At 74.6% G+C, this 14,614-nt stretch carries 8 protein-coding genes; 5 read left to right on the plus strand and 3 right to left on the minus strand.

Going from position 1 to position 14,614, the window contains the following annotated elements; genetic code table 11:
* Positions 1-4: 4 nt before the first annotated feature.
* Complete coding sequence (locus CLV63_RS19925) at positions 5-2,308, minus strand: ATP-binding protein (protein WP_106584661.1); 2,304 nt, start codon at positions 2,306-2,308, stop codon at positions 5-7.
* A complete protein-coding gene (locus CLV63_RS19930; RefSeq protein WP_106584662.1) occupies positions 2,305-3,432 on the minus strand; it encodes a hypothetical protein in 1,128 nt (375 codons plus the stop codon). Before CLV63_RS19930 ends, CLV63_RS19925 begins: the two co-directional genes overlap by 4 nt.
* Before the next feature lie 209 nt (positions 3,433-3,641).
* Here CLV63_RS19930 and CLV63_RS19935 point away from each other — a divergent pair, with 209 nt between their 5' ends.
* The 5 genes from CLV63_RS19935 (at position 3,642) to CLV63_RS19955 (ending at position 13,243) form a co-directional block, all read left to right on the plus strand.
* On the plus strand, positions 3,642-5,294 hold the full coding sequence (locus tag CLV63_RS19935) for a TIGR02677 family protein (protein WP_106584663.1): 1,653 nt from the start codon (positions 3,642-3,644) through the stop codon (positions 5,292-5,294).
* Entirely contained in the window at positions 5,291-6,526 is a 1,236-nt protein-coding gene (locus tag CLV63_RS19940) for a TIGR02678 family protein (protein WP_106584691.1), read from the plus strand. The genes CLV63_RS19935 and CLV63_RS19940 overlap by 4 nt, the downstream gene beginning before the upstream one ends.
* A complete protein-coding gene (locus CLV63_RS19945; protein WP_245928924.1) occupies positions 6,523-10,758 on the plus strand; it encodes a TIGR02680 family protein in 4,236 nt (1,411 codons plus the stop codon). The genes CLV63_RS19940 and CLV63_RS19945 overlap by 4 nt, the downstream gene beginning before the upstream one ends.
* Complete coding sequence (locus tag CLV63_RS19950; RefSeq protein ID WP_211301385.1) at positions 10,749-12,008, plus strand: TIGR02679 family protein; 1,260 nt, start codon at positions 10,749-10,751, stop codon at positions 12,006-12,008. Before CLV63_RS19945 ends, CLV63_RS19950 begins: the two co-directional genes overlap by 10 nt.
* Before the next feature lie 245 nt (positions 12,009-12,253).
* Entirely contained in the window at positions 12,254-13,243 is a 990-nt protein-coding gene (locus tag CLV63_RS19955) for a hypothetical protein (RefSeq protein WP_146165615.1), read from the plus strand.
* Here CLV63_RS19955 and CLV63_RS19960 read toward each other — a convergent pair.
* The gene (locus CLV63_RS19960; protein WP_146165616.1) at positions 13,164-14,327 is read right to left on the minus strand and encodes a hypothetical protein; all 1,164 of its coding nucleotides are present in this window, start codon (positions 14,325-14,327) and stop codon (positions 13,164-13,166) included. The genes CLV63_RS19955 and CLV63_RS19960 overlap by 80 nt on opposite strands.
* Positions 14,328-14,614: the final 287 nt, after the last annotated feature.

Here is a 14,614-nt window from a genome sequence, read left to right on the forward strand (position 1 = left end):
GGGGTTAGAACGGGGGATCGCGGAATGGATCGTGCGGGTCGTAGGCGGGGTCGGCGGAGACTGCGGGACGGGCGGTGCCGTCCCGGGGCGGTAGCTGGGTTGGACGGTGTTCCTCGGGTGTTGCCCCTGCTGCGTGCTGGGCTGGGCGCGGGGTGCCGGTGCGGTAGATGCGGAGTTGGCCTTTTGGGCGGTCTTCGGCGGGGCCGTGGCGGCTGGTGCGCCAGTGCGTGTTCTCCTCTCCGAGCAGGTCGAGGAGGGCGCGCCGGTGCAGGCCGTGTTCCTTCACCCAGGTGCCGAGGTCGGGGCTCAGGGACTTCGGCAGTTCCTGCACCAGCAGGTCGATGTGGTCGGTCCAGCGGAGTCCGTCGGCGGAGCCGACCTGGCTCCAGAAGTCCGCGTTCTGGCGGAGGCCGGCGATCGCTGCGTTGCAGTGCGCCTCCACCGGGTCGACCGACGGCGCTTCCGGGTCTTCGTCGCCCCGGCCGAGCGCCGTCGTGGCGGTGCCGGGCTCGGCGCCCGCCTTGCGCAGGGAGGCGCGCAGGTCCGCCGTGTTGCGGGCGCGCAACCGGGACGCGTAGGTGTCGGCCCTCTCGCGGGTGTAGTCGGGGTCGGCGGTGGTGTGGGCGGCCTCGAAGGACAACGCGCGCAGGGGGATGGGGTAGGGGCGTTCGCCGGCGCTGGACCAGAACACGCCGTGGCCCGGGATGGGCTCGTTAAGGAGGGAGGACAGGAGGTCGGACGAGAAGTGCGAGTTGGCCTGCCGGAGCGCCCGCAGGTCCTTCTCGGCGAGGAGGTGGAACACGAACCAGTTGTCGCCCTGGCTGAGGATGTCGCCGCTGATGGAGCCGGGCTGCTGGGTGATGAGCATCGCGCCGAGGTCGTACTTGCGGCCTTCCTTTACCCATGACACGAACGGGCCCTCGTTGGCCGAGCCCGCACCGGCGAGCATCGACTGGGCCTCCTCCACCACCGCGATGGTGGGGATGGTGCGGGAGTCCTTGCGGGTGAACTGCTGCTGGTTGTGCTCGAACACCTCTTCCAGGAGCACCCCCGCCAGCGCGAGCCCTTCGGGTCCGCGGAGTTTGGAGATGTCCACGACGCACAGCTTGCCGTCGCCCAGTGCGGTTTTCAGGGACTGGAGGAGGGTGCTCGCCGGGTTGTGCAGGGTGGTGACGACGCGGGTCATGTTGGCGCGGGCGGCGATGGCCTCGAAGTCCTGGCCGCCGTCGAGTTGCAGCGCTTCGGCGATGGTCTTCAGGTCGGTGCTGTTGCCGTCGCGGTGGACGGCGTCGACCAGCCGGGTCCACCGTTCGCCGCGTTTGAGCTGGCGGAGTTTGACGACGTTCTGCTGGTCCTGGCGTTCGGCCGGGATCACGAGGGAGACCACCCGGCCCGGCTGCACTTCGCGGATGTCGAGTTTCACGGTGTCGACGGCGACGAAGGAGCCGTAGAAGTCGCTGGGCGGTTCCTGGTCGGTGCAGACCATGACCTGGTCGGCGAGTTCGGGGACGTCGCACAGCCCCGGGCGCCCCTTGTCGTCGGGCCAGAAGTACTCGCCGTCGGGGTCGAAGACCACCGTGCCGACGGGGACCTCGCGCCCGCCGCGCTTGGTGACCGTCGGCGGGTTCGCCCGCCCGTACAGGTTCGCGAAGAGCAGCTTCACCAGGTTGGACTTGCCGAACCCGGCGCGGGCGAACACGAAGGACCGGCGGCTGACGAGCTGCCCGATGTCGAAGCGCGGGACGACGGCGGGGCCGCGGACCTCCAGCCGGTGGTCGCCGTTGGCGCGCGGGTCGCCCGCGCCGTACACGAACTCGCCCAGCGCGAGGAACCCGAGTTCGGCGGTCGACTCCGGCGCTGCGGTCGCGCCGGCGACGTGGCGCAGCAGTTCGTCGGAGAGGAACGCCACCTTCGCGCCGACGTGCGGCAGTCGCCGGTGGGACGGCACGAACACGGGCGCCCCGTCGGGGTCCTGGAGCCGCAGGACGCCGAGGATCCGGATGTCCACGCGGTATTTGAGGTACTGGTCGCGCAGGTTCTCCGGGATGGGGCGGTCCTCGCGCTGCTGCCGGATGGCGTAGTCCTCCCCGGTGGGTGAGACCAGCCGCCCGTGCGCCGACAGGGCGGTGACGCGTCCGAGCACGGCCTCGGTGTCGCGTTCCAGCCCGACCATGACGAACTGGCCGTGCATGGGGGAGGACTGGAAGTCGTTCCGGTAGGGCAGGACGAGGTCCGCGTGGAACTCCATGCCCCCTTCGGAGAAGCCGAGGAAGCTGCCGACGACGGTCGCGCCGCGGAAGAGGCTCACCGGTACCTCCGCGCGGCGACGTCGGACACGTGGAGCTTGTCGAAGGCGTCGAACGCGTGCCGCCGGTCGGAGGGGACCTGCTCGCGTACCGCCTCCACGAGGGAGTCCTGCAAGATCTCCAGGTCGAAGTCCGCGACCTGGGCGTGCTGGTCGGCCTCTTGCAGGGACAGCGGGTAGTAGGGGACGGGGAAGCCGGACTGGGCGTCGCCGAGCAGGGTGCCGAACACTTCCTGGGCGCGTTCGCGCTGGTCGTGGAGGAGGTCGACGGTCCAGACGGGGTCGCCGGACTCTTGGCCGAACCGCACGAGGTGCATGGCGCCCATGTTGTAGTGGGGTGCTGCCGCCTCACCGTCGTCCTCGGGCGACCGCACGTAGTCGGCCCGCTGGTAGACGCGCCGTTGCAGGTCCATCGGGACGGCGGCGAAGTAGGGGTGCCCGGTGGGGAACAGGTCGGCGAGCGACATCGCCAACCGGTAGCGCTCGACCACTTCGGAGCGCTTCGCGATTCCGACGAGGAAGACGTCGCGCCGCCACTTACGCCGTGCGGTCTCGATGGCGTCGCGCATCCGCCGGTACATGGTGTGAAAGAGGTCCCGGGCGAAGATCCGTGAGCGCAGCAGCCCGTCGCGGACCAGCAGGGTGCTGCTCGCGTAGTCGCGGTGGCACACCAGCCAGTACAGGACGGCCCACTCGCAGAGGTCCCGGTACGCCAGGGGCCATGCGGCGTAGCGGGGCTCGGCGGGGATCATCGGGCTCAGCTCCGCGAGCGAGGCGACGCCGAGGTCGCGCATCATGATCCCGAGGAGGCTGCCGGGGTCGTCGAGGTGGCGGCGGCCGAGCTCGACCGTGTCGGTGGTCGGCGAGACCACGTCGAGGAACAGTTCGACGCCGTGGCTGTCGACGACCCGGACGACCTGCATGGTGAACGGGTTGAAGCGGAGTTGGTTGTTGCCGCCGTCGGAGGCGACCAGGGACACGGCGCTGGCCTGCCGCGGCTGGATGACGCGCACTTCGCCGCTGATGCCGGCGACGTCGGCGAGGACGCCGTCGAGCAGCCGGGCGTCGCTGGAGGTGGCGTCGCGGATGAGCCGCTGCACCGCCGGGATGCTCTGGGGGTCGAACACGTGCGCTCCTGCCGAGTCGGGGGCCTCTTGGCGAAGGGTGGCGGCACACTTACGTTCCGGTCATGCTACTGATCTTGCTCGGCAACGGGCCCCCGTAGTCCCCCGGGCCCGTGGCCGGATCCGGCAACGGCTGCCGTCGCACGGCCGCGGGGGTCCCGTTCCATTGGAAGTGCGGGTGGGACCGGTCTCGATCGGTGATACTTGGGGCGATGTCCGATAGCGCCGCATCTGCCGAAGGGCCCGGTGGGCCGGGGCCCGGCGGCTCCGATCCGGAGTCCCCCGGTCACCAGCCGTTCGCTCATCTCACCGCGCCCAACGCCGGCCTGTACCGGGCGGTCATGGGGGTGTTCGCCCGCGCCAAGGCGCGGTTCACCGTGCACCTGCGCCCCGAGAACGTGCAGGAGGCGCTTCCCGAGGAGTACGCGGGGGTCGGCCTCGACCCCGTTGTGCAGGCGCTCGACCGGCTCGCCGCTTGGGGCAACCTCCGGCCCGACCCCGACACCGGCCGGGTGACCGCGGTCGAGGACTTCTACCGGCGCCGCTACATATACCAGCTCACCCGCGCGGGTGAGGCCGCCGAGGAGGCGTTGGCCGTCTACGACGCCGCGCTCGGCCGCAGGGGCGCGCTCCAGACCGTCGCGCTGGCGGACATCGCCACCCAGCTCCGGGTGCTGCTGGCCCGCTCCGAGGAGGACGAGCCCGACCCCGCCGCTGTGGACCTCGCCCTGCGCGGGCTGGTGGAGCGGTTCACCGGGCTCGCCGACAACGCACGCGCGTTCATGGGCTCGCTCCAGCGCACGATCGACCTGCACGACGCCGAGGTCGAGGCGTTCCTCGCGTACAAGGACCGGCTGATCGACTACTTGGAGCGGTTCATCACCGACCTCATCACCACGGGCGGCGAGATCGCGGGCCTGCTGGTCGGGCTCGACCCGGGGGACCGCGCCGACAGGGCTCCCGGCGCCGGCGCTCCCGGTTCCGGCGCCCCCGTTGAGCGGCTGCTGCGCATCGCCGCCGCCCGCGAGGCCGCCGATGCCGCGCCGGACGACACCGGAGCGCCCGCCACGGCGGCGTTCGACGACGCGCTCGCCGACTGGCGGGCCCGCTGGGCGGGCCTGCGCGGCTGGTTCGTGTCGACCCCTGGGCACCCCGCCCAGTCCAAGCTGCTGCGTTCCAGCGCCCGCAGCGCCATCCCGCAGCTCCTCGCGGTCGTCGCCACCCTGAACGAGCGCCGTTCGGGGCGCTCCGACCGCTCCGCCGACTTCCGCGCGCTGGCCCGCTGGTTCGCCGAGGCACCCGACGACGACGCCCGGCACCGGCTGTGGCGCACCGCGTTCGGGCTGTCCCCGTCGCGGCATCTCACCATCGACGCCGACACCCTCGCCGCACGCGAGGCGGCCTCTGTGCCGCCCGCCACCCCGTGGGTCGGGGCGGAGCCGCTGCGGATCAGTCCGCAACTGCGCCGTACCGGCTCCTACGAGCGGCGCGGCAAGGCGCGCCGGGTCACCGACCGCAGTGAGGAGCGGCGCTACCTCGCAGAGGTCGCGCGCAAGCAGGCGGAGGAGACGGCGGCGGCCCGCGCCCGGCTCGCCACGGACGGCACGGTGCGCCTGTCCGACCTGGGCGAACTGGACCCGGCCGCGTTCGGCCTGTTCTTGCAGCTGCTCGGCGACGCGCTGGCCACGTGGCGGCACGGCCGCACCGAGACCGTCACCACCAGCAACGACGGGACGATGGAGATCCGGATGACGATGATCGAGGGCGGCGGCATCGCCCGGATCACCACCCCCGACGGGGAGTTCCGCGGCCCCGACCACACTGTGCGCATCGTCGACCTGACGACACCGGAGCCGCAGTGGTGAGCGGCTCCCTGGACGAGAGCAACCGCGCCCGCCAGGAGTCCGAGCGGCGCAAGGCGGCGCGGGCGCTGCTGCGCGAGCCGCTGCTGCGCGCGCACGGCCGCACCGCCGACGACTTCCGGCTGGTCCGGCAGTACGCCGCGGAGCTGCGCACCTGGTTCGACCGCAACACCGGCTGGCCGCTGCACGTCGACGCCGAGACGGTCCGCTTGCGCAAGATCCCCGGCGACACCGGCGACCCCACGCATCCCGCGCGCGAGACCCGCGGCGGGCACCTGGCGTTCACCCGCCGCCGCTACGTCCTGTTCTGCCTGGCACTGGCGGTGCTGGAGCGCTCGGAGGCGCAGATCGCCCTCGGCCGGCTGGCCGAGCAGACCGTCCTGGAGGCCGCCGACCCCCGGCTCGCCGCCACGGGCATCGCGTTCACCCTCCAGGACCGCGACGAGCGCGCCGACCTGGTCGCGGTGGTCCGCATGCTGCTGCGCCTCGGGGTGCTCGACCGGGTGGCGGGCGATGAGGACGCCTACCTGAAGGCGTCCGGGGACGTCCTCTACGACGTGCGGCGCCGGGTCCTCTCCGAGATGCTGAGCGGACGGCGCGGTCCGTCGACGATCACCGAGGACGGCGCCGCCGAGCGGGTCGCCGCGCTCGCCGCCGACCCCGCGTCCGCGGTCCTCGACAGCGACGACCTGCGCAATCAGGCGATGCGGCACCGGATCACCCGGCGCCTCCTCGATGACCCCGTGCTCTACTTCGCCACGCTGACCGATGCCGAGCGCGCCTATCTCACCGGCCAGCGCGCCGCCGTCACCGGCCGGATCACTGAGCTGACCGGGCTGGTCGCCGAGGTCCGCGCCGAGGGCATCGCCATGGTCGACCCCGAGGACGACCTCACCGACGTGCGGATGCCCGAACAGGGGACGCATGGCCACGTGACCCTGCTGCTCGCCGAGCACCTCGCCGCGGCCGCCGGACCGGTGCCGGTCGCGGAGCTGGAGCGGCGCGTGCGGGAGTTGGGCGAAGAGCACGCGTCGTTCTGGGCCAAGACGGCCCGCGCGCCCGGTGCCGAGTCGGACCTCGTCGCCCGCGCGGTGGCGAAGCTGCGCGCGCTGCTGCTCGTCCGGGTCGGCGCTGACGGCGCCGTGTGCGCCCTGCCCGCGCTGGCCCGCTACGCGGTCGCGGCGCCGGTCGTGCGGGAGACCCGGCCGCCGACGGATGAGAGGAGTACCCCGTGACCGAGCCGAGCGCCGCGCCGGACCGCGCGGCGGCGCCGCTGCCCGAGCCGGGCACTGAGCCGGGCCGCGCGGCGGCGCCGCTGCCCGAGCCGGGCACTGAGCCGGGCCGCGCGGCGGCGCCGCTGCCCGAGCCGGGCCGGACCCGGTGGCAGCCGCTCCGCGTCGGCCTGATCGACCTGTTCTACTACGACGTCGAGGAGTTCTGGTTCCGCGACGGCCGCCTGCTGCTGCGCGGCAACAACGGCACCGGCAAGTCCAAGGTCCTCGCGCTCACCCTGCCGTTCCTGCTCGACGGCGAGCTGTCGGCCTACCGGGTCGAGCCGGACGCCGATCCCAAGAAGCGGATGGAGTGGAACCTGCTGCTCGGCGGCGAGCACCCGCACAGCGAGCGGCTCGGCTACACCTGGATCGAGTTCGGCCGCATCACCGAGAACGGCGCCGCCGAGTACCGCACCCTCGGCTGCGGGCTCAAGGCGGTGGCCGGGCGCGGCATCGCCCGGCACTGGTTCTTCACCACCCCGCAGCGCGTCGGTGTCGGGCTCCGGCTGCTCGACGCCACCCGCACCGCGTTGTCGCGCGACCGGCTCGCCGACGCGCTCGACGGCGGGGGCATGGTCTACGACCAGGCCGGGGCGTACCGGCGGGCGGTGGACGAGGCGCTGTTCGGACTCGGTGAGCAGCGCTACGCCGCGCTGGTCGACCTGCTCGTCCAGCTCCGCCAGCCGCAGTTGTCCAAGCGCCCCAGCGAGGCGGCGCTGTCCAAGGCCCTGACCGAGGCGCTGCCGCCGATGGAGCAGGCCGTCGTCGCCGATGTCGCCGAGGCGTTCCGCAGCCTGGACGACGAGGAGGCCGAGCTCGACTCCATGGTCGAGGCGGAGCAGGCCGCGTCGTCGTTCTTGCAGCACTACCGCCGCTACGCCCGGGTCGCGGCGCGTCGCAAGGCCGCGCCGCTGCGCGCCGAGCACTCCCGCTACGAGAAGCTGAACGCCGACCTCAACGAGGCGCAGGGGGAGCAGGACGGCGCGCGGTCCGCCGTCGAGGCGGCCGATGCGGCGCTGGCGGAGGCAGCAGAGCGCCGGGCCCGCCTCCAGGCAGAGGACGCGGCCCTGCGGCGCACACCGGAGATGGACAGCGCCGCCGAACTGGACCGCGCACGGGTCGACGCCGAGCAGGGCGAACGGCGCTCGCGCCGCGCCGCCGCCGACTCCGACCGGGCGCGCGGCCAATCCGTGCGCGCCGAACGCCGCCTGGCCGACGCGGTCGCGCGGCGCGACACGGCGGCAGACCGGTTCGAGTCCGCGCTCGTGCAGGCCGGCGACGCCGCCGTCCGCGCCTCGGTCGGTGCGGGGCATGCCGAGCGGGTCGAGGGCCCGCTGCGGTCCGGGGCCGCTGGTGCACAGCGGGCAGCCGACGACCTGGTCGACCGCAGACTCAGGGCGGTCGAGCACGTCGAAGTGCTCGGCGCCGCCGCGGAACGGGCCGAGGCCGACCGCGTTGCCGCGGAGCAGCGGCTGTCCGACATCGAGGCCGAGCTCGGGGCGCTGTCGGAGCGGCTCACCGCGGCACAGGACGACGCCGAGGGCGCCGCGGCCGACCACGTGACCGCGGTCCGCGACCATCTGGCCGGGTGCGGGGAACTGCGGCCCGACGACCCCGAAGGGCTGCTCGACGGGCTCCAGTCGTGGACCGGCACACTCGCCGGTCCGAACCCGGCCCGCTCGGTGGCCGAGCGGACGGCCCGCGGCGTCGAGTCCGCACTCGCCGCCGAGGAGGCGCGGCTCGACGTGGAGGGCGACGCCCTCGCAGAACGCCGGACCGCCCTCACCGAGGAGCTGGCCGAACTCAGGGCCGGGGGGCAGCGCGGCCCGCGCCCGCCGCACACCCGCGCCGCCGACGCGCGCGCCGGTCGGCCCGGTGCGCCCCTGTGGCGGGTCGTGGACTTCGCCGACGGCTTCCCTGCGCACCGCAGGGCACCACTGGAGGCGGCGTTGGAGGCGTCCGGCCTGCTGGACGCGTGGATCTCCCCGGACGGCGCCGCGTCGGACCCGGACACCCACGACGTCCTCGTCACCGCTGCGGACCCCGTGGCCGGCCCCGCGCTCGGCCGGGCCCTGCGCCCGGCGGTGGACCGCGCCGATTCCCAGGCCGCCGAGATCGCCCCGGAGACCCTGACCCGGTTGCTCGCCTCGATCGGCCTGGGGGCGTCCTCGGCGCCGACCTGGGTGGACGACGCGGGCGGGTACCGGGTCGGCGCGCTGCGCGGGAGCTGGCGCAAGGACGCCGCCCAGTACGTGGGCGAAGGGGCGCGGGAGGAGGCGCGCCGCGGCCGGATCGCGGCGGCCGCGGCCGAGCTCGAAGAGGTGGGAGCCGCCGTCGAGGCCCTGGACGGGCGCCGCGCTGCCGTGGGCTCCCGGCGCTCCGTGCTCGGCGCGGAGCTTGCGGCCTTCCCGGACGACTCGCGGCTGCGCGCCGCCCATGCCGCGCTCGCCGAGTCGGGCGAAGGGCTCGCGCGGACCAGGGTGCGCCGCGACGAGCGGGCCGACACGGCCTCGACGGCGGCGACCGCCGCGACCGCGGCCGCCGAGGAGCGCGACCGCACAGCCGCCGAGCTGGGGCTGCCGTCCCGGGCGGACGAGCTCCGCGAGGTCCGCGACGGCATCGGCGCGTACCGGGTCGCGCTCGCGGCGCTCTGGCCGGCGGCCGGGGAGGACAGCGCGGCGGCCGGGGCGCTGCGCTCCGAGCGCGAAGACGCCGAGCAGGCCCGCGCCAACGCGGCGGACCTGGCCGAGCGCGCCGAGGACGCGCGCCTTGCCGCGGCAACGGCGACCCAGCGCCACACCACGCTTGAGGCCACCGTGGGCGCCGCTGTCGCGGAACTGAATCGGATGCTGGAGCGCGTCGGCGGCGAACTGCGCGCCTGCGACGGCACCCGGCAGCGGGCCGAAAGCGACCGGAGCGACGCCCTGGTACGCCAAGGGAAGGCGTCGGGCCGGATCGAGCAGCTCGAAGCCGACATCGAGGAGAAGGTCCGGTCCAGGGCCGACACCGTTGAGGCGCTGCGGCGCTTCACCGACACCGGCCTGCTCGCGGTCGCGCTGCCCGGAGTCGAGACGCCCTCCGGTGAGGGGCCATGGGCGCCGATCCCGGCTGTGCTGTTAGCGCGTTCGGTGGAGCGGGAGCTTGCCGACGTCGACGATTCCACCGGCGCCTGGGAGCGGGTGCAGCGCAGGATCGCGGAGGAGCTGAAGAACCTCCAGGAGGCCCTGTCCCGCCACGGCCACAGCGCCACGCACTGGACCCAGGACGACGGCGTCGTCGTCCGGGTCTCCTTTCAGGGCCGTGAGCAGGAGGTCCCCGCGCTGACGGCGGCCTTGGGCGAGGAGGTGGCCGAGCGGCGGCGCATGCTCTCGGCGCACGAGCGCGAGATCCTGGAGAACCACCTCCTCACCGAGGTCGCCGGGACGTTGCAGGAGCTGATCGAGGCGGCCGAGGCCCAGGTCGGCCGGATGAACGCCGAACTGGGGGAGCGGCCGACCAGCACCGGTATGCGCCTGCGCCTGGTGTGGCGGCAGTCCAAGGACGCGCCCGACGGGCTGGGCGCGGCGCGGGAGCGCCTGCTGCGGCAGAGCATCGATGCCTGGTCGCCGGAGGACCGCGCCGCGGTCGGGGCGTTCCTTCAGGACCTGGTCGCCCGCGCGAAGGCCGCGGACCCGGCGGGTTCCTGGCTCGACCGGCTCACCCGGGCGCTGGACTACCGGGCCTGGCACGTGTTCGGGGTGGAGCGCCACCAGAACGGGCAGTGGCGCAGCGCGACCGGCCCGGCCTCGGGCGGCGAGCGGGTCCTCTCCGTCTCCATCCCGCTCTTCGCCGCCGCGTCCTCGCACTACGCGACGGCCGCCAACCGGAACGCGCCCCGGCTCATCACGCTCGACGAGGCGTTCGCCGGGGTGGACGACGACTCCCGCGCCAAGTGCCTCGGCCTGCTGCACGCGTTCGACCTCGACGTGGTCATGACCAGCGAGCGCGAGTGGGGCTGCTACCCGCAGGTCCCCGGCTTGGCCATCGCGCAGTTGTCCCGGGTCGAGGACGTCGCCGCCGTGCTGGTGACCCGCTGGGAGTGGGACGGCCGCGAGAGGACCAGGGGCACCGAGCCGGACGTCGGGCCGGACGCCGGGCCGGCGGTCCCCGCGCGCTCCGGCGCGGGCGCGGACCAGGAGGTGCTGTGGGGCTGAGCGGCGGTGGACACCCGGTCGACCTCGAACGGCTTCGGCGGTTGCTGGGCACGCCCGAGACCGCGTGGCTGGTGGACCGGGCGCGGCGGCGGCTGGCGAACGACCGCGCGCTGACGGGGACGGTGAGCCGCACCCCGGCGAGCCCCGAGGAGCGCGCCGCGATCGGGCGGCTGCTCGGCCGCGCGCCCCGGCCGGGCCGTTCGCTCAACGTCTCGCTCGACGCCGTCGACGCGGCACTGCGGCACAGCGAGGTCAGCCCCGACGGCCTGGCCGCCGCGGTCGAGGCGCTGCGGGGGCCGGTGCGGTCGCGGGCCGCGGCCGATGCCGCTGCGGCCCGCGAATGGGAGGCGGCCTGCGCCCCACTCGCACGGGTCTGCGCCGCCAGGCCGGCTCTGGCCCGGTGGTACGAGCGGGCCGGTGCGACCGGGGCGCTGCGGCGCGCCGTGCCGCAGGACGCCGCAGCGGCTCCGCTGCTGCGGGCCGCGGCGAAGATCCTCGCCGAGCTGCCCGCCGACGGCCTCGCGCTGTCGGCGTTCAGCGCCCGAGTCGCCGGTGACGCCCACGCACTGGACGACGGGCGGCCCCTGGCGTCGCTGGTGTTCGGCGCGGTCCGCGCACTGACCGGTGCCGCAGAGGGCAGCGGAGCGCAGTGGCGGCGCGACGTCTGGGCCGCCGCGGGGCTGGTCAGGGACGAGCTGTCGAGCACCGTGCCGGCACTGGGCCTGCCCGGGGACGACCACACTGTCACGGGCCGTGTGCTGCGGGAGCTGCGAGAGGCGGGTGAACCCGCGGTCCTGACCCTGCGCCAACTGGTCGGCGCGCCACCGGCCCCGCTGCCCGCCGGAACGGTGGTGCGGGTCTGCGAGAACCCCACCGTGCTCTCCGCCGCCGCCGAGCGACTGGGCCCCGCGTGCTCACCGCTCGTGTGCGTGCAGGGGCAGCCGGGGGCCGGGGCGCTCGCGCTGCTGCGGTTGTGCGCGGCGTCCGGTGCGCGGCTTCACTATCACGGGGACTTCGACTGGGGCGGCCTGCGCATCGCCACCGCGGTCGGCCGACACGTCGACTGGGACCCGTGGCGGTACACGGCGGCCGACTACACCGCGGCCGCCGCTTATGGCGGAACGGCGCTGTCCGGCACACCGGCGGACGCCGACTGGGATGCCGGACTGCGTCCAGCGATGGAGCGGGCGGGTGTGCGGGTGGAGGAGGAGACAGTCCTCGACCTGCTGCTCGACGACCTCGCTCGGTGAACGCTCTCGGGTGGACGCTGACGGCGGCGCGGCGGGCGGTGCGGTCGTCGCCGAAGAGGGGGCGGTCGGCCCGCAGGGAATCGGCGGCCGCGCCTCGGGCGGGCGCGGACTGGCCGGGGCGTCCCGGGGCGGGTGGCCGAGGACGTGGGGGACGGGGCCGCGGCCATGGGGTGAAGGCGGAACCGGGGCGGGCGGGTCGGGCGGATTCTGCCCGGCTCGTGGGGGTCATGGGGCAGACTGTGCCGATGGAGTCGGTGACCGGGGACGCGGGCGCGCTGGGGTGGGGGCTGCTCGGCACGCAGGTGGACTCCGTGCGGCATGCGCGGGTGCGGCTGCTCGGGTGCGACGTGGACCTGTTCTACCGGCTCGACGCCGAGCAGGACGACTACCGGCGCTCGGTCGGCGCCGAGGCGCTGGTACGGCTGGGCGACCTCGACTGCCTGCTGGGGCTGCCCGTCGGGATGCCGGTGGCGTTGAGCGGGTTGACCGACCGCGAACGGCTGCTGCTGCGCAAGGTGCCCCGCTGGGCCGCCTCGACGGACCGGGGCGCGGTCGTCCGCCATGCGCGCTTCCCGCTGCACGCCGACCTGGTCGTCGCCCGGGGCTCGACGTGGCGCTCGGCAGTGCGGCGGGCCGGGCGGTTCGTCCCCTACTGCCGCCGGGTCGCCCTGGCCGACCGGCCGCCGGTCCGGGACGAGGACGCCGCGGCGGCGCGCATGGAGGCCGCGTACTACGGCATCGGACTCGTGTGGGCCGGGCCCGCCACCGACGCGTCTGGCACCGACGCGTGTGCCCCCGGTTGGTTCACCACTGGTGGGTGTGCCGCCGGCGGACTTGCAAGCACTGGACTCGACTCGGAGGGGGCGGACTCGGCCGGGTGTGCCCCGAAGGTGGCCGAGGTGCCAGGACGCGGCCTGGAGGGGTCCGTACCGACCGGCTCCCTCCCGGCTCGCCCTGGCTCGCCCGGGCGTGCCCCGGATGGGCCCGACTCGGCTCGCCCTCACTCGACCTGTCCCGACTCGGCTGGGCGCGGTGCCGCCCCGGTCGTCCTGGATGTGGCTCCGGCGGCGCACTCTCCACTGCACCGGAGCCCGGTGCAGTGGGAGTTCGCCGAGGCGGCCTACGCTGCGCTGCGGCGGCTGGGCGCGGTCGGCGTCAGTCGAGTTTCCCGGCCCAGTGCTTCAGCGCGAGCGACGGATGGAATGGCCGCCCAGGGGTCCCCGCCAGCTCGTTGAACCGCTCGTTCTCCGCGACTGCGGCGTGGCACATCCGGGCCCACCGGATCGCGCGCTCGCGGGGCGAGTCGGCCGCGCTGAGCTCGGACCACCAGCGTGCCAGTGTCGCCCAGTTGTGCGCATGGGCGGCAGCGGTGTCCTCGGTGGCGATGAAGTCGGTCAGCCGCCGCGTCCGGACCCCTCCGTTGCCGAAGACCGTGTCGGCGGAGCAGGGGCCGCAGGGGCAGGGCAGGTCCACCCGGCTGAGAGTGCGCGCCATGAAGGCGCCGGAGCGGTACGACATCAGGGCGGGCACCAGCAGGTTCGGGCTTGCGGGCGCCCCGCCGCCACCCCCCTTGCTCGGCGGTCGGGTGTGGCGGACCGACGCCCGGTCGCCGATCGAGGTGTAGCGGGCGCCGTAGACCGCGGAGTCGAACCCGGCGAGGTCGGTGCGGAGGACCGCGATGTCGGGGACCGACGTGACGATCCTGCGCAGGGCGGCGGCCCGGCCCGCTTTGGCCAGCGGGTCGTGGGAGTGGCCGAGCACCAGGGCCTTGGGGGTGCGCACCCGCCGCAGCAGCTCGGCGAGCAGATCCGCGCGGCCGCCGTCGAGCCACGCGGCGTCGACGGGGACGACGAACACGACGTCGTCGGCTCCCAGCGCGTCGACCAGCCGGGCCGCCTCCTGGAGGGGTTCCCGGCCGGTCGCGGTGAAGTACCGGGTCGGGGTCAGGACCGGCGACGCCCCTTGTCGGCGCAGCCAGTCGACCTCGCCCGCGAGCCCGCTCCCGTCGTCGAACATGCCCAGGTCGCTGAGTGCGAACGGCGCCTCGGCGGTGGCGGTTTCCTCCTCGTAGGCGGCGGGGTCGATCAGGCAGGGGCCCGCGAACCCGCTCGCCCTGCGGAAGTCCTCGCGCCGCCTCGCGGCCTTGGCCCCGGAGAAGACGACGCCCGAGCTCCGTGCGGAGATGCCGAGCAGCGGGGCGTCCTCGTCCTTCTTGACGTGCATGAGCATGCGACCGTCGAGGCGCCGGACGGCCGCGCCCCCGGCAGGCGCCGGTGCGGTGCGGACAGCTGAGGGGTGATGGGTCAGGGGCTCGGACAAGCGGTCACCTCGGGGAGGACGTGACGGCGCGAACCTGATCGGTCCCGCGCGAGCACTACACCAAGGTCATACCCCGCCCCAACCCCCCAACGGGCCCTTGTCCGTATCCGGCCACCCCGACGAATCCCCACCCGTCGCAAGAGCGCCGACCTGCCCCCGCGCCCCGGTGGCCCTGGGTGCGGGGCGTGGTCAGGGGGGTGCTTCTATGGTTTTGTCAAGCCGCTTGGGTGGTGGCTGGTTGGTAGAAGGAGCCGTCGCGCAGCATCGCGAACAGCACGTCGCAGCGG

The organism is Murinocardiopsis flavida (assembly GCF_003014485.1).
GTDB classification, from domain to species: Bacteria; Actinomycetota; Actinomycetes; order Streptosporangiales; family Streptosporangiaceae; genus Murinocardiopsis; species Murinocardiopsis flavida.